The organism is Citrobacter sp. Ct235 (assembly GCF_030332305.1).
In the GTDB taxonomy this organism is placed as follows: Bacteria; Pseudomonadota; Gammaproteobacteria; order Enterobacterales; family Enterobacteriaceae; genus Citrobacter_A; species Citrobacter_A telavivensis.
The window spans coordinates 450,602-465,204 of sequence record NZ_JAOWIC010000049.1; the positions used below are offsets into that span (position 1 = coordinate 450,602).

Annotated in this window: 13 protein-coding genes; 1 reads left to right on the top strand and 12 read right to left on the bottom strand. The window is 53.7% G+C overall.

Translation table 11 applies throughout. The features are described from left to right. Nucleotides 1-353: 353 nt before the first annotated feature. The 5 genes from fadK to OGY35_RS19330 form a co-directional block, all read right to left on the bottom strand. Nucleotides 354-1,982, bottom strand: coding sequence for a medium-chain fatty-acid--CoA ligase (gene fadK, locus OGY35_RS19310; protein ID WP_286633162.1), 1,629 nt, complete (start codon nucleotides 1,980-1,982; stop codon nucleotides 354-356). An 86-nt stretch (nucleotides 1,983-2,068) separates the two neighbouring features. Further along, entirely contained in the window at nucleotides 2,069-2,362 is a 294-nt protein-coding gene (locus OGY35_RS19315) for a ferredoxin family protein (protein ID WP_046480326.1), read from the bottom strand. After that, nucleotides 2,359-3,648, bottom strand: coding sequence for an FAD-dependent oxidoreductase (locus tag OGY35_RS19320; RefSeq protein WP_286633163.1), 1,290 nt, complete (start codon nucleotides 3,646-3,648; stop codon nucleotides 2,359-2,361). The genes OGY35_RS19315 and OGY35_RS19320 overlap by 4 nt, the downstream gene beginning before the upstream one ends. 56 nt (nucleotides 3,649-3,704) lie before the next feature. Continuing rightward, nucleotides 3,705-4,640 carry an electron transfer flavoprotein subunit alpha gene (locus OGY35_RS19325; RefSeq protein ID WP_286633164.1) on the bottom strand — a complete coding sequence of 312 codons (936 nt, stop codon included), beginning with the start codon at nucleotides 4,638-4,640 and terminating at the stop codon, nucleotides 3,705-3,707. Nucleotides 4,641-4,660: 20 nt separating this feature from the next. Next, entirely contained in the window at nucleotides 4,661-5,428 is a 768-nt protein-coding gene (locus tag OGY35_RS19330) for an electron transfer flavoprotein (RefSeq protein WP_152404892.1), read from the bottom strand. Nucleotides 5,429-5,756: 328 nt separating this feature from the next. Here OGY35_RS19330 and OGY35_RS19335 point away from each other — a divergent pair, with 328 nt between their 5' ends. Next, complete coding sequence (locus OGY35_RS19335) at nucleotides 5,757-6,647, top strand: AraC family transcriptional regulator (protein WP_178825444.1); 891 nt, start codon at nucleotides 5,757-5,759, stop codon at nucleotides 6,645-6,647. An 85-nt stretch (nucleotides 6,648-6,732) separates the two neighbouring features. Here the strand turns inward: OGY35_RS19335 and OGY35_RS19340 are convergent, their stop codons facing one another. From OGY35_RS19340 to OGY35_RS19370, 7 genes are all read right to left on the bottom strand, one after another. Beyond that, entirely contained in the window at nucleotides 6,733-7,884 is a 1,152-nt protein-coding gene (locus OGY35_RS19340; RefSeq protein WP_152406336.1) for an acyl-CoA dehydrogenase, read from the bottom strand. A 13-nt stretch (nucleotides 7,885-7,897) separates the two neighbouring features. Next, entirely contained in the window at nucleotides 7,898-9,493 is a 1,596-nt protein-coding gene (locus tag OGY35_RS19345; RefSeq protein WP_286633165.1) for an acyl CoA:acetate/3-ketoacid CoA transferase, read from the bottom strand. A 145-nt stretch (nucleotides 9,494-9,638) separates the two neighbouring features. After that, nucleotides 9,639-10,397: a type I 3-dehydroquinate dehydratase gene (gene aroD / locus OGY35_RS19350; protein WP_286633166.1), complete on the bottom strand. Its 759-nt coding sequence runs from the start codon at nucleotides 10,395-10,397 to the stop codon at nucleotides 9,639-9,641. Nucleotides 10,398-10,430: 33 nt separating this feature from the next. Next, the gene (ydiB, locus tag OGY35_RS19355; protein WP_286633167.1) at nucleotides 10,431-11,297 is read right to left on the bottom strand and encodes a quinate/shikimate dehydrogenase; all 867 of its coding nucleotides are present in this window, start codon (nucleotides 11,295-11,297) and stop codon (nucleotides 10,431-10,433) included. Nucleotides 11,298-11,320: 23 nt separating this feature from the next. After that, nucleotides 11,321-12,565: an MFS transporter gene (locus tag OGY35_RS19360; RefSeq protein ID WP_286633168.1), complete on the bottom strand. Its 1,245-nt coding sequence runs from the start codon at nucleotides 12,563-12,565 to the stop codon at nucleotides 11,321-11,323. A gap of 246 nt (nucleotides 12,566-12,811) precedes the next feature. Then, on the bottom strand, nucleotides 12,812-14,029 hold the full coding sequence (locus OGY35_RS19365) for an MFS transporter (RefSeq protein ID WP_286633169.1): 1,218 nt from the start codon (nucleotides 14,027-14,029) through the stop codon (nucleotides 12,812-12,814). A 129-nt stretch (nucleotides 14,030-14,158) separates the two neighbouring features. Further along, nucleotides 14,159-14,515, bottom strand: coding sequence for a YdiL family protein (locus OGY35_RS19370; RefSeq protein ID WP_178824552.1), 357 nt, complete (start codon nucleotides 14,513-14,515; stop codon nucleotides 14,159-14,161). Nucleotides 14,516-14,603: the final 88 nt, after the last annotated feature.

Genomic DNA, 14,603 nt, shown 5'->3' on the forward strand with positions numbered 1-14,603 from the left:
AATACATACACCCGCAATGCCCCTGTAGGCCGGATGGCGATACGCCGTCATCCGGCAATACATACACCCGCAATGCCCCTGTAGGCCGGATGGCGATACGCCGTCATCCGGTAATACATACACCCGCAATGCCCCTGTAGGCCGGATGGCGGTACGCCGTCATCCGGTAATACATACACCCGCAATGCCCCTGTAGGCCGGATGGCGATACGCCGTCATCCGGCAATACATACACTCGCAATGCCCCTGTAGGCCGGATGGCGATACGCCGTCATCCGGCAATACATCCACCCGCAATGCCCCTGTAGGCCGGATAAGGCGGTACGCCGTCATCCGGCAATTTGTACCTCACGTCATTCCGACGCTAACCGCTGAATGATATCCTGACGTAACAGGAATTTCTGGATCTTCCCGGATGCCGTTCTGGGCAACTTTTCAACCACCACGATGTGCTCCGGATACTTATACTTCGCCACACGCTTACGGCTAAAGAAGGCAACAACCTCTTCCAGCGACAGAGAATGATGCGGCGCTTTCAGTACGATATAGGCACAGGAACGCTCACCTAAACGCTCATCCGGCATGGCAACCACGCAGGCATCGTGAATGCGGGGATGCTGTAACAGAATGTCTTCCACCTCGCGACTGCTGATGTTTTCGCCGCCCCGGACAATGATATCTTTCTTGCGCCCGGTTACCTTGATGTAGCCTGCCTCGTCCATCCGACAGAGATCGCCGCTGTAGTACCAGCCTTCGCTATCCAGCGCCCGGGCGGTTAGCTCTGGCTCATCGAGATAGCCCATAAACACGTTCGGCCCGCGTGACGCCTCTTCACCTTCAACGCCGGGCGGAACCGGGTTACGCGCTTCATCAACAATCTTGATCTCCACCCCTGCCGCCGCATAGCCGTCGGTATTCATCATGCGGGAGGGCGGATCGTCAAGGTTCACTACCGCATGCGGCGAGCTTTCCGTCGAGCCGTAGACGCTGAGCAGCTTAATGCCGCGCTGCTGACAGTCGCGGGCAATGCGCCTGGGAATGGTGGTGCCGCCGCACAAAAAGAAACGCAGCGAAGAGAGGTCGGCGGGCTGCTGTTCAACGGTACACAACAGATCGTAAACAAACGGTGTAGCCCCTAACACGCAGGTGCAGCGCTGCTGTTCCAGCAGATCAAGACAGGCCGCTGGGGTAAAAATATCCAGCAGCACGCTGCGCGCGCCGATCAGAAACGGTGCCGTCACGCCGTGTAAAAAACCGGTGGCGTGTCCCAGCGGTGCTGGCATCAGAAAGACGTCCAGCCAGGTCAGATTCAGACGGGCGCAGTAGGCCCGCTCGCTGGCGAGAATATTGTTGTGGCTGAGCATGACCCCTTTCGGTACTCCCTCGGTGCCAGAGGTAAATAACACGGCGGCCAGTTCGTCACCGTGAACCGGAATGTGACGGGCAAGCGGCGCGTTGTCCGCTACTATCTGGCTGAGGGCGAGTGAGGTGGTGGCCGGTGCCAGTTTATCGACGCCGATAACGTGTTGCAGATGCGGCAACTGATTTTGCAGAGGCAAGATCAAATCGACCGGGCGCGTTTGTTTAAACACGGTCGGGGCGAAAAACAGTTTCGCCTGACACTTGTTCAGCACCCATACCAGTTCGGCTTCGCGCCAGGCGGGCAGAAGGGGAACGGATACTGCGCCGATTTTCAGGCAGGCGAGATAGATAACGGTAAATTCACACCAGCCGGGAAGCTGAAAGGCGACGCGGTCGCCGGACTGAATGCCGTTCGCCAGCATCCAGCTTGCCAGACAGCTTGCCGCATGGTCGAGGGCGGTATAGGTGAATGCGGTACCGTGGTTATCCACGACGGCAATTTTTTCCGGCACGCTGCGCGCGGTTTGCTGCCAGTAGTCTCCCAGCGAGGCATCGCCCCAAAAGCCAAGCTTGCGGTATGCGTCCCGCCGCCCGGCGTCAAACGTTAATGTGACACTCATCGGAGGTTCCCGGTAAATCAAGTGGGTAGTGAGGTGTTCGCAGGCCGGATAAGACGCCAGGCGTCACTATCCGGCAGTTGTACCCATCAGCCGTAGCGGAAATCGACGCCAAAGGTGCCTGCGGGGTACTCCCATTTTTCGAGGATCGTCTCACCGCACAGCACCCGGCAGGTTCCGCACTCCAGACAGCCCGCAGAATCAAAGTGAATCGTACCCGCCTCATCCTGTTTATAGAGTCCGGCGGGGCAGGCGTTCAGCAATTTTTGAAACTCTTTACTGTCCGGGTTAGCCGCCAGAATGATGTGCGGGTGTCCTTCATCAACATGGAATTTATTGACGCCAAGCTTGACGTCGACGTTAACGCGATTGTCCTGACTCATAGTGCCGTGACTCCCTTAATGCCATCCTTCAGCAGATTCATCAGACCGACCTGTTTTGCATGCGACAGGATCATTTTGCGCATCGGCTGATTCGGGCGGCCATCGATAGTGAACATGTCGCTCATGATGTCTGCCACCATGCGCGGATACTGGGTGAACAGGCGGGGATTCTCCATCAGCGCCGGCATCTTGCGAAAATGCTGCATATCACGCATGACGCACCCTTTCTCCAGTTCGCTTTTGTATTCCGCCAGCGTGCGGGCAGAGAAGTCCTGGCGCTCTTTTGCCACAATCGCTGCGTGCGCCGCCGCTTCGGCAGAGGCGATGGCTAAATCCATTCCGCGCACCGTGAAACCGAGGTTCAGACAAAAGCCTGCGGCATCGCCGACAATCATCACGCCGTCACCCACCAGTTCCGGCACCATCGCCAGTCCGCCTTCCGGTACCATATGCGCCGAGTATTCCAGCAGCTTGCCGCCCTGAATTAACGGACGAACGGTGGGATGCTGTTTAAAATCTTCCAGCATCTGCGGTACGCTTTTCTGTGCATGGGCCATGTCGCCCAGTCCGCATACAAGGCCGAGGGAAACGGAGTCGCGATTGGTATAGAGGAATCCTCCGCCCATCAGGCCGTTTGACGGGGAACCGGCGAACAGCCAGGCCGCACCTTCATTTCCGGACAGGTTAAAGCGGTCATTGATTTGCTCCGGGGAGAGACCAATCAGCTCTTTCACGCCGACGGCGTAATGATGTGCCGAGGAAGCAGGGACCATGCCCAGCGAACGGCCCAGCATCGAATTGACGCCATCGGCGAGGATCACCACGTTGGCTTCGAGAATGTCATCGCCGGCCTGTACGCCCGTCACCTGGTTGCCTTCACGAATCAACGCGTCCACGCGCACACCGGGAATAAACTGCGCGCCAGCCGCTTCAGCTTGCTCCATCAGCCACGGATCGAGGCGGTTGCGCAACACGGTGTATGACGCCTGACCAGGGACATCCGCCTGTTCGCGATGGTAGTCCAGCGTGGTCGCGCTTTCCTGCGTCATAAACGAGATTTTCTCGCGGGTGACTTTACGTTCAACGGGTGCCTGTTGGGCAAAACCGGGCATAATGCGCTCGATCACGTGGGCGTAGAGGCGACCCCCGGTCATATTTTTACTGCCCGCGCTGTTGCCGCGCTCGATGACCAGAACATCGAGTCCGGCTTTCGCCATGATGTACGCCGCCATCGTTCCCGCTACGCCAGCACCGACGACGATGGCATCAAATTTTTCATCCGACATGCTTAAAGCTCCTTTCCCGCCGTTTGCACAGCGGGAGATGTGGGTAAAGGTGAGAGTTAGCGCAGCTGCGCGATCAGGGCAGGGACCACTTTGTAGATATCGCCCACCAGTCCGTAATCGGCATAGTTGAAGATTGGCGCGTTCTTATCTTTATTCACGGCGACAATCACTTTGGCGCCATTGCCGCCAACCATATGCTGGATCTGCCCGGAGATGCCCAGCGTCAGATACAGTTCAGACTTCAGCAGCACGCCGGAAACGCCGATATAACGCTCGCGCTCCATCCAGTTTTCCCCTTCGGCGATCGGACGTGAACAGCCCACTTCTGCGCCCAGCACTGCGGCCAGTTCGCGCACCATGCTGAGGTCGTCCTGCGCCGCCAGACCACGACCCACGCCCACCACACGTTTTGCTTTGCTCAGATCAACGCTGCTGAGTGATTTGGCGCGTCGTTCCTGACACAGGATCTCCTGTTGCGGGGCAACCCATTCGGCGGTGACTACCGGGCAGTCATGCTCGGGATTCGCCGCGACCGGCTCCAGTATGCCTGGCGCGAGGGTGATAATGGCCAGCGGGCTGTTCAGTTTTTCTTTGCCAAACGCCAGTCCGCCATACATACGATGCTCGGCAAATAGCGCGTTTCCGTCGACGCTCACCGCCGTCGCATCGTTCACCAATGCCGCATCGAGTTGAATACTCAGACGCGCGCCCAGCGCTTTGCAGCGTTTAGTCGCCGCCATCAGCAGCAGCCCGTTACCTTTTTCCCGGATCGGCGCGGCCAGCGTTTCGGCGTAGTTTTCAATTCGCTGTAGTTCAGACGTCTTCTCCAGCACGATGATACCGTCAGCACCGAGCGGCTTAACGCGTGCCGCCTGTTCGGAACCCTGAACAATGGCGTAAACCTGCTGACCCCACTGACGCGCGCCGGCCATCAGTTCCGCATAGCGTTCAACGTTATCGCTAAATACCCAGACGTGGGTTAATTGACTCATGATTGTGTTCTCCGTTGGGCTCAGTTCAGGGCTTTTTTCAGGTGTTCAGCCAGTTCGGCGATGGCTTCCGGCGAATCGTTATCCAGAATGATGTGCTTACGTGCCGTTTGCGGCGGCACGGTAATGGCGACCAGCTCTGCCCGTGGTGCGCCCTGGCTCCAGCCGATATCGCTGGCCTGCCACGTGTGCACCGGCTTTTTCCCGGCGCCAAGAATGGCCTTCATGGAGGGGATGCGCGGGGCGTTAATATCCGATGTGACGCAGAGAACCGCAGGAAGCGACAGCTCGATCACTTCAACGTCCTCTTCGAGCGTGCGTTCAACAACCAGCTTATCGCCCTGACGCTGGAGGCGGCTGACGGCGTTAATGGTCGGGAGTTGCAGGATCTCACCGACCAGCAGGCCAACCTGTTGTGCGTAAAGGTCGCCAGAGCCTTCACCGAACAGGATCAGATCGAAACCGATTTTTTCCACCGTGGCGGCGATGGCCTGCGCAGTATCTTTTGGCAGCGCGTGTTCCAGCTGTGCATCCTGCATCAGGTACAGTGCGTGTGGCCCGCGGGAGAGCACATCCTTACGCACTTTCGAGTTCTGCAATAATGAACCGCCCACCGTCAGCGCAGCGATCTCATCTTCCGCTTCTGTGGCCAGCTGCGTTGCGGCCTCGATAGCGTTGAGGTCGAACTGGCTGATTTTGGTGTCCGCATTGTCAAAGCTGAGCGCTTGCTCGGGTGTAACAACAATGTCCTGTTCTTCAGGCACCAGCTTAAAGCAGGTTATTATTTTCATGGCATCTCCTGTGAGTCGCATACCGACAGTGACGGTCAGGCCACCCCGGCGGAAAGTGAAAATTGGCTGGAATTAGTGTGCGACAGACGGTGGCTTTTTATCGACGGAGCAATCTGTTTTCGTTACCAGGTATCTTGCAAAAAAAGTGCGATCGCTCATGCAAAAGAATTGAGCAGAAAATAATTTGCGAGAATTAAACGTATTATCTTGCAGGTGAGAGAAATAATCTTGTTTTGCCCTCACTAAATGCAGTTGTATAACCGCCGTACTCGCTTTATTTTATCCCTATTATATTGTTCAGGATTACTATCTGCTTGTGGAGGTTGTCATGTATCAACGCTGCTTTGATAATGCAATGGAAAGCCTTTTTGACCAGGGTAAGACCCCGCGATTTTCCCGATTTGTCATTAGTGATGATCCCCGATGGGAGTCTGGTCATCATGTCCATGATAATGAGACGGAGCTGATTTACGTTAAAAAAGGCATTGTCAGATTAATTATCGACTCTTCACTTTATGTGGCTCACGAGGATGATATCGTCGTCGTGGAGCGGGGGCGACTGCATGCCGTGACGTCGGATGTGAACGCGCCTGCCACTACCTACACCTGCGCGCTGTACGGCTTTTGCTTTCAGGGCTGGGAAGAGAACCAACTGCTGCAATCGCATTCCTGTCCGGTGGTTGCCGTCGGCCAGGGTAAAGAGGTGATCAAAAGTATTTTTAATGAACTCAGCGTGATGCTGCCGCAAAGTAAAAATGGGCTGACGTCGTCTGTGTGCGATGCATTTGCCTATGCGTTGACGGTTCTCTTTTACGAAAACTTTAAAAATGCTTATCGTTCGGAACAGGGACATATTAAAAAAGATGTTCTGATTAAAGATATTCTGGTCTACCTCAATAATAATTATCGGGAGAAAATTACGCTTGAGCAGTTATCAAAAAAATTTCGTGCCAGCGTCAGCTATATTTGCCACGAATTTACCCGCGAGTACCATATTTCGCCGATCAATTATGTGATTCAGCGGCGGATGACCGAAGCGAAATTTGCGCTAACCAATACCGATTATTCACAGGCCGAAATTTCCTGGCGCGTTGGGTACGAGAATGTCGACCACTTCGCGAAGCTGTTTCTGCGCCATGTTGGCTGTTCGCCGGGCGATTACCGTAAACAGTTTAAAAACAATCTGGCAGAGCAGGCCTGCCTGTTGTCTGACGCCTGAGTTTTTATTCCATTATCGGTTAGCAAATATCGGTTAGCGAACGAACCGCCGGATAGCGGTGCAAGCACCGTATCCGGCCTGGCGTTTACTTGTTCTGATAATCCTTCAGGATCTGCCGACCTGCGACATAAATCATGATCTCATCCGTCCCGCCGCCAATACGCTCACAACGTACATCGCGCCAGAATCGGGAGACGCGCGCTTCGTCGGTATAACCCAGCCCGCCCATAATCTGGATTGCATCGTCAATCACTTCCATTGCCGTCCGGGCGCAGTACAGTTTCGCCAGGGCGGCACTGGTACGCAGCGACTGCTCCTGGTCGGCCTGCCATGCCACCTTCAGCACCATATTGCGCATATTGTCGATTTTGATAGCCATCAGCGCCAGTTTTTCCTGGATCATCTGGTTGTGTCCAATCGGTTTACCAAACGCAATGCGCTGGTTGGCATAACGCGCGGCATCCTCAAAGGCGCATTCGGCAAAACCGGTACTGCGCGCGGCGTTGATCAGTCGTTCCATCTCAAAGTTGTACATCACGTTGAGAAAGCCCATGCCTTCTTCGCCCACCATGTCGCTTTCATCCACCTCAACGTTGTCGAGATAGACTTCACACGTGCTGAGCATATGCCAGCCGATTTTGTGCAGCGGGTTGATTTTGATCCCCGGCTTGTTGGACTCCACCCACCAGAGAGTAAAGGCTTTCTTCGGATCTTTCGGTTCCGGGTCGCGCGCCAGCACCAGCATATACGGGTACTCTTTTGCGCCCGTAATAAACGTCTTCTGACCGTTCAGATAAACCTTGCCGTCTTTGCGCGTGTAGCTGGTCGTGGCGCTGTTGTTATCAGAACCCGCACCCGGCTCGGTTAACGCCAGCGCATAGGCCGGATCGCCGGTTTCCAGTGTGCTTTCCGCTGTTTTGCGCAGTTGCTCTGGTGAACCAAAGCGGCGCATGCTGTGAATACACTGGCCGTTGGTGATCAAAAAGGCCGGGGCGCCACATTTTGACACTTCCATCAGGGCCAGCATTTGCGTCACGTAGTCTGCCGGAATGCCGCCGAACTCTTCCGGTACGCCCAGCATAGAAATACCGTTGTCGGCCAGCGCGCGCATAAACTCTCTGGGGTAGGTCGCCGTCTGATCGCAGGTACGGAAATACTCTTCCGGAAAATTGCTGGTGATCAGTTCTCGAATACTGGCAAGCAGCAGCTCTTGCTCTTCGGTTAAAGAAAAGTCCATCATCGTACTCCTTTTAATTAGCCGCTTCCGGCAGTTCAAAACCCATAGTGGCGTCGATAAATAATCTTTCATCCATCAGTTTCAGGTTCGGCGAAATAACCGGTGCGAAATCCATTTTGGCCAGAATATCGCGTTCCAGATCCACCCCAGGGGCAATCTCAATAAGATGCAGACCGTCCTCTTTCAGCGTAAATACCGCGCGCTCGGTGATATAGCGCACGTCCAGTCCGCGCTCGAGCGCGATTTTTCCGCTGAAGGTGATTTCCGGCAGTTCGCTGATGAATTTATTCACCCGGCCTTCCTGGACGATGGTTAATTTACCGTCGGCAACCTCTGTTTTCAGACTGCCAGCGGTTAACGTGCCGCAGAAAACAATTTTCTTCGAGGTGGCGCTGATATCGATAAAGCCGCCGGTGCCCATGATTTTGCCGTTGAATTTATGTACCCCGACGTTGCCGTGACGGTCGACTTCCGCAAAGCTCAGATAGCAAACGTCCAGTCCTCCGCCGTGGTAGAAGTCAAACTGCGAGGTCATATCAAGAATGGCGCGCGTGTTGACGTTCGCACCGAAGGCGACGCCCTGTGAGGTGATGCCGCCAACGGGGCCGGTTTCGACGGTCAGCACAAAGTCATCCGCACAGCCTTCTTCCCGGGCCACCAGCCCAATGCCATCCGCGATGCCGACGCCGACGTTACCCACCGCGCCTTTACGCATCTCATACAGCGCGCGGCGAGCGACCAGTTTGCGCTGGTTGAGGGGCAGGGTGAGTTGAGTGCTGTCGTCGAGGGTGAAATCGCCCGAGATAAAACGGTTCACCGGCGCGCCGCCGTACAGTTGCGTCTGATCCGGGTCAACGACCACGATATCCACCAGATAGCCGGGGATACGCACGGATTTGGGATGCAGCGTGGCTTTTTTGACCATCTTCTGCACCTGCATCATCACGATGCCGCCGTGGTTATGTACCGCCTGAGCCAGCACCAGCGCGTCGAGGTACATCACCTCATCTTCAAACGAGGCGTAGCCTTCGCTGTCGCAGGTTGTGGCGCGGATAAACGCCACGGTGGGCGCAATCGCTTTGTAGTAGAGATATTCTTTGTTATCAATCTCCACCAGTTTGATGAGGTCCTCTTTGGTGACCTCATTGAGCTTGCCACCCTGTTGGCGTGGGTCAACAAAAGTACCGATCCCAATATCGCTGAGGATCCCCGGCTGATGAGCGGCAGAAGCGCGCAGCGCCTGGGTCAGTACGCCCTGCGGATAGTTATAGGCGGCAATTTTGTTCTGTTCCGCTAAGTCCGAAATACGCGGCGACTGCCCCCAGTGTCCGCACAGGGCCCATTTCACTAGCCCTTCCTGGGCCAGCGGGCTGATTCCGCGATCGGCGCGATCGCCCAGACCGGTCGGACTGATAATTGATAAATTACGCGGCGTTTGCGTCTGTTTATATTTATCGGCTAATGCGGTAATTAAGGTGGTGGCTTCCAGAATACCGCCACCCGCACCTAATATACACAGCACATCTTCATCTTTAATATAATTAACCGCGTCCTGGGCCGAGAGCACAGGCACGCGACCATTCACGCGGGGTGGTCTTTCAGGTTTCATATTAACTCCTGGGTACCCGGCAGAAACCGTACACCGCTGGTGTTCAGGCGTAGGCATCCGCTGAATATTTATGTGAAATATTCACTATGGGGTGAAATTTATATTTTATGGCGGGAGGATATGCTTCCCGCCTTTATTTAGTGCATTAAGCCTGATGTAAAATCGTTAATACCGTACGCAGGTCGCTAACGGATATTTGTCCGGGCGCGGAGGCTTTTTTAACCGCACCAAAGGTTGCCGCTGACCCGAAGACTTCACCCGCCAGGCGCGAAATCACCCCGGTTTTTGACATCGACATGGTGATAACCGGACGGTCGGCGTACTGCTCCTGCATTTTCAGCGTGGCGGAAAGCAGCGTCAGAACATCGCTATGGCTCTGTGGCATCAGGGCTATCTTCGGAATATCGGCACCGAGTTCCTGCATTTTGCGCAGTCGCGCCACGATCTCTTCTTCTGCTGGGGTCTTGTGGAAATCATGGTTGGACATGATGACCTTGACGTTTTTGCTGTGCGCATAGTCAACCGTCGCCTTGACCTGCTCATCACCGGTAAACAGTTCGAGATCGATAATATCGACCAGACCGCTGTCGACAGCCGCGCGATTCAGCGCGAGATAGGCGTCAGTCGAAATAGCCTGCTCACCCCCTTCATTCGCGCTGCGGAAGGTAAACAGCAGGGGGGTTTGAGGCATCTCGGCACGGATCGCGCGGATAGCCTCCAGCACGGCATCGGCAGAGGCGACATCGGCAAAATGGTCAACGCGCCATTCCAGAATGTCGAAATCCGCGTCGCGATAGGCCTGCGCTTCTGAGCGGATGCTGGTGAGATCTTTACCCATCAGCGAGACGATTATTTTTGGAGCCCCTTCGCCAACCACGAGGTTATTTACGGTTACGGTTTTCATTTAATACCTTTTATCAGTCTTAGTTCCTGGCCGTCAGGCCGCAAACCCCATTACCTGTTTTACATATTCCAGCGGGAAATCTTTGCCGGTCCACAGTTTGAACTGTTCAGCACCTTGCCACAACAACATGCCGTAACCATCGATTGTTTTGCAACCGGCTTGTTGCGCCTGCTGCAGTAACTTCGTCATATGCGGGTTGTAGACGCATTCCGTGACCAGCAGTTCCGGACGTAGCAGACTCACGTCGCTGACGATAGATTCATTCTCCAGTGGCTTCATGCCGACTTTGGTGCCGTTGGTCAGGATATCCGCCGTCGCCAGCGCGTCTGCGAAGGCCTGCTGGTCGGCAAGATCTGTCACTGTCACCACGCAGTCCGTGTTTTCATTCACTCGTTTGGCGAAATCCAGCGCTTTCTGGAAGAACTCATCATTACGGTTAAAGAGTTTAATCTCTTTGATCCCCTCAATGGCCGCCTGTGCGCCGATGGCAGTGGATGCACCACCTGCACCCAGTAATACCATGGTTTTACCCCTGATATCGAAACCGCTCTCTTTAATCGCGCGAATGTGGCCCGTGCCGTCGGTGTTGTAACCGCGCAGATAACCGTCATCATTGACGATAGTATTAATGGCGCCCACCAGTTTCGCCGCTGGGGTGAGTTCATCAACAAACTCACAGGCCAACTGCTTATTGGGCATCGATACGCCGGTACCGCGCATTTTTAACGCTTTCAGCCCTTCGATGGCGCCTGCGAAGGTGCTGTTGTCGACCTCAAAGGCCATATAGGTAAACGGCAATCCGGCTTTCTCTAGCGCCTTATTTTGCATTTCAGGTGACAGACTGTGTCTGATAGGGTAAGCCATCAAGCCGATCAGTTCATATTTCGCGGTTACATCCATAACATGACTCCTTAAATTGTCGCTTAACTTTTTGTTGAAAAATAACGTTCGCCCAGACGGATATCGTTCTGCGGAATATTGAAGACCCGGTAATAGCGAATGAATACGATAATGCCGGTGATGAAGGCCAGCAGGGCAAAAACGAAGTCCAGTAAAATGATGTATTGCAGGCCGATGGTGGAGAGGTAGCCGGTAATCAACGGAATAACAAAATTCGCGAGGCCGCCCATCATCATATAAACGCTGGTGACTTTGGCTTTGCTTTTCGGAAAGAATTCCGACATTACCGACACGCCCAGTTGTAAAATCCCCCCCGCTGCGGAGAAACCAATCGCAAACGCGCCCACGTTACACACAAGCGGAGACGGCCAGAGATAAATGACAGCGGCGGTCACGGTAGCCAGACCGGCGTTAAAGACGTTAGCCCAGATGGGGCGAACCATTTTTTTCAGCAGCGCGGCAAAGATAAAGACGCAAACCAGCGAGCCCAGGCTATACCAGGTGATGGTTTTCAGCGCATCCGCTTCTTCCATTCCGGCGAAGGCCATAGCGTATTTCGGCATCCAGACCACGATGACATAGAAGGTGGAAAACGCCGCTACGCCAAACATGACAGAAGCCACGCCTTCCAGCCAGACCAGCGGTTTGCTGTTCATCTGCGGCAATTCTTTGGCGACGCTGGCATCCACCAGTTGGCCAGGGAATTTACTGCGCAGCAGCATCAGGGTAATCAGCACAAACAGAACGCCAGGAATGAGCACGCCATAGCCGTACCAGATGTTGTTGAGCAGCATATAGCCGACCAGCATCGGATAGAGCATCTGCCCGAAGGAGACCATTGCCTTGACCAGGATCACCGCCGAACCTGACGCTTTCGGGAAACACTCCATCAGCGCCGGATAGCCTCCGGTGTCCAGTGCAGAGTTAGCGACGCCAACGCATACGGCGAGCACAAAGGCCACCATCAGGTTGGGACTGGCAGGAATACCGAAGAAAAAGAGAATATAGAGCGCGACGCCCAGCAGAATGATTGCCCGACGACCAAATTTATCCGACAGGACGCCAAAAAACAGAATACTGACCAGACGCCCCAGCCCGATACCGGAAATTAAATAGGCGATCCCCGCGCTGTCGGTAGAAAACTTAGCGGCGAGGGAAGTCATATTTTGCGCCAGCGTAATGACGCTAATGCCGTGGAGAAAATAGCTGAGATAAATACAGATGACCGCCAGGAAAAATGGCGTGCTGAAGGCCTTATTCTGTGACATTTTTTCAACGCTCCTTGCCGGTTAATTTAATTCTGTTTTCGTCGGCATTTTTATATCCGGCGATTTTTTATTAATATACGGCTGTGCAACGGCATGAACTACATAACATGACGTTTTCATTACCAGGTATATTGCAGATGAAAGTGTGAAAGCCCACTTCTCCTGCGACGTTTTGCTGATGTTATTGACGTTATACAAATTATATTGCAGTCAGCGATAACAATATTGCTTACGACGGATTCAGCCTTATTCCGCTAAAGGCGATATCATCAACTGGCGTTTTGTTTCGAGACGGCTGCGGTAGCCGATAAACAGCGCCAACAGGAAACCCATGGCGGCAATGCCGGTATCAAACCACATAATATCGGCGATGCTTCTTTGTGAAAGATGGGCCGTCACCAGCGGGATCGTGAAAGTCGCAATGCTGCCAGCACTGTAATAAATGCCGGTGGCTTTCCCTTTGGCATGCGGGAAGCGGGCTGCCATCAGGGTCAGGCCTATCTGTACCACCCCTCCGGCTGACGAAAAGCCGATCACAAAAGCAAAGACAATCACAACATACGCCGTGGGATGCAGGCACACCGTCAACAGGGCGATAAATGAGACGAAGGTGTACAGCATCAGTAAGGTGGTTGAACGTACCGTTTTGCGCACCAGCGGAGCGGTAATCAATACGCAGAGCAGCGAACCGCAGGTATAAATACTCAGCAATTTTATCGACAGCGTATACGACATTCCGGCGACAAACTGACCGTATTGCGCCAGCCACTGGCTGATGAGATAAAACGTGGCCATCGAGATATAGCCATACAGGGTATAGCTGGCCAGATCGATAAATGCGCAACGATGTTTTTCTGCCGGGCGCTGTTCGTGTACCGGTGCGACCGGCGCGGCGCGGCGCCCAGGATGCGGGGGAAAAGCGCAGCGAAGTAAAAACAGGCCGTTAATCAACATGATCGCGGCGGCAACGATAAATGACCAGCCAAACCACAGTTCCGCCCAGACCAGCAGACTGATGATGATGGGGAGTAAAAACTGCCCACCGGAGACAAAGGCCTTAATCAGGATGTTGGCGGTGCTCGGCGAAGAAGGGAAGGCCTCCATCAGACTGGGATAGGTGCCCGCGTCCAGAAAACTGTTCGCCATGCCGGCGAGGACCCCAAACGCATAAGCGATGATGATGTTATGGGTCGTGAGAATACCGAAAAAGAACGTCACATAGCAGAGCATCCCCAGAATAATAAAGGGTCTGCGACCAAACCGGTCGGATAGCAATCCGGCGCAAAACAGGACGCTTAAGCGCCCGATACCTAATGAGGAGATAACGACAGACACACCTGCGGCATTTGTCTGCCACTGTTGTTCGAGCGATGCCATGTTGAGACTCATCAGGATGACTCCCATGCCATGCACCAGGTAATTGAGATACAGCCCCATCGCGGTGGGGAAATAGTGATTTTTCATGATGCCTGCTCAGCGAAATTGCTAATGATTTTCCCTGGTACGGATTAAATACCCGTGCCTTAAAAGTACAATCGATCTGTTTATTTAACGTTTCTTAGTATGAATCGCCGGTGGCAGGAAATATGTGGTCTAACACAATCGTTCCAGGTCGTGGGCATAGAGTTCGGCAGCAACGGATTGATAAATTTTCCAGTCAAGAAAAGTGCCATCACGGTAGACTGACTGGAAATCGGTTAAATCAGAAAAGAAACGCATGGTATTATTGCCAATGCGATTGTTTATCTTCTCTATAATGGCATTAATACGTAGTTTTCTTTTTCTGCGCATTTCCAGTAGTGTTGCAACAATCGCGGGAGGCAGTTCACATTCGCCATTTTCCCACTGCTGCCAGTTGGTGACATTATAATCTGGCGCAATCCATGACACGCACTCTTCAATGGTCATTGCAAAAACTTGACGTAATGCCTGTAGTTCATAAGCGTTCATCATTGAATGACCCCATATTAAAAAACAATAAGGCATAAATAACACTATTAAACAGATTTCGGCATGAAGAGAGTCACAATATCTTGTG

What these genes read in the sequence shown, in the direction of transcription:
- OGY35_RS19365 (WP_286633169.1), bottom strand. Translation starts at nt 14,029, where the DNA reads ATGAAAAATCACTATTTCCCCACCGCGATGGGGCTGTATCTCAATTAC.
- OGY35_RS19370 (WP_178824552.1), bottom strand. Translation starts at nt 14,515, where the DNA reads ATGAACGCTTATGAACTACAGGCATTACGTCAAGTTTTTGCAATGACC.
- OGY35_RS19330 (WP_152404892.1), bottom strand. Translation starts at nt 5,428, where the DNA reads ATGAAAATAATAACCTGCTTTAAGCTGGTGCCTGAAGAACAGGACATT.
- fadK (WP_286633162.1), bottom strand. Translation starts at nt 1,982, where the DNA reads ATGAGTGTCACATTAACGTTTGACGCCGGGCGGCGGGACGCATACCGC.
- OGY35_RS19315 (WP_046480326.1), bottom strand. Translation starts at nt 2,362, where the DNA reads ATGAGTCAGGACAATCGCGTTAACGTCGACGTCAAGCTTGGCGTCAAT.
- OGY35_RS19345 (WP_286633165.1), bottom strand. Translation starts at nt 9,493, where the DNA reads ATGAAACCTGAAAGACCACCCCGCGTGAATGGTCGCGTGCCTGTGCTC.
- OGY35_RS19335 (WP_178825444.1), top strand. Translation starts at nt 5,757, where the DNA reads ATGTATCAACGCTGCTTTGATAATGCAATGGAAAGCCTTTTTGACCAG.
- OGY35_RS19340 (WP_152406336.1), bottom strand. Translation starts at nt 7,884, where the DNA reads ATGGACTTTTCTTTAACCGAAGAGCAAGAGCTGCTGCTTGCCAGTATT.
- aroD (WP_286633166.1), bottom strand. Translation starts at nt 10,397, where the DNA reads ATGAAAACCGTAACCGTAAATAACCTCGTGGTTGGCGAAGGGGCTCCA.
- OGY35_RS19325 (WP_286633164.1), bottom strand. Translation starts at nt 4,640, where the DNA reads ATGAGTCAATTAACCCACGTCTGGGTATTTAGCGATAACGTTGAACGC.
- OGY35_RS19320 (WP_286633163.1), bottom strand. Translation starts at nt 3,648, where the DNA reads ATGTCGGATGAAAAATTTGATGCCATCGTCGTCGGTGCTGGCGTAGCG.
- ydiB (WP_286633167.1), bottom strand. Translation starts at nt 11,297, where the DNA reads ATGGATGTAACCGCGAAATATGAACTGATCGGCTTGATGGCTTACCCT.
- OGY35_RS19360 (WP_286633168.1), bottom strand. Translation starts at nt 12,565, where the DNA reads ATGTCACAGAATAAGGCCTTCAGCACGCCATTTTTCCTGGCGGTCATC.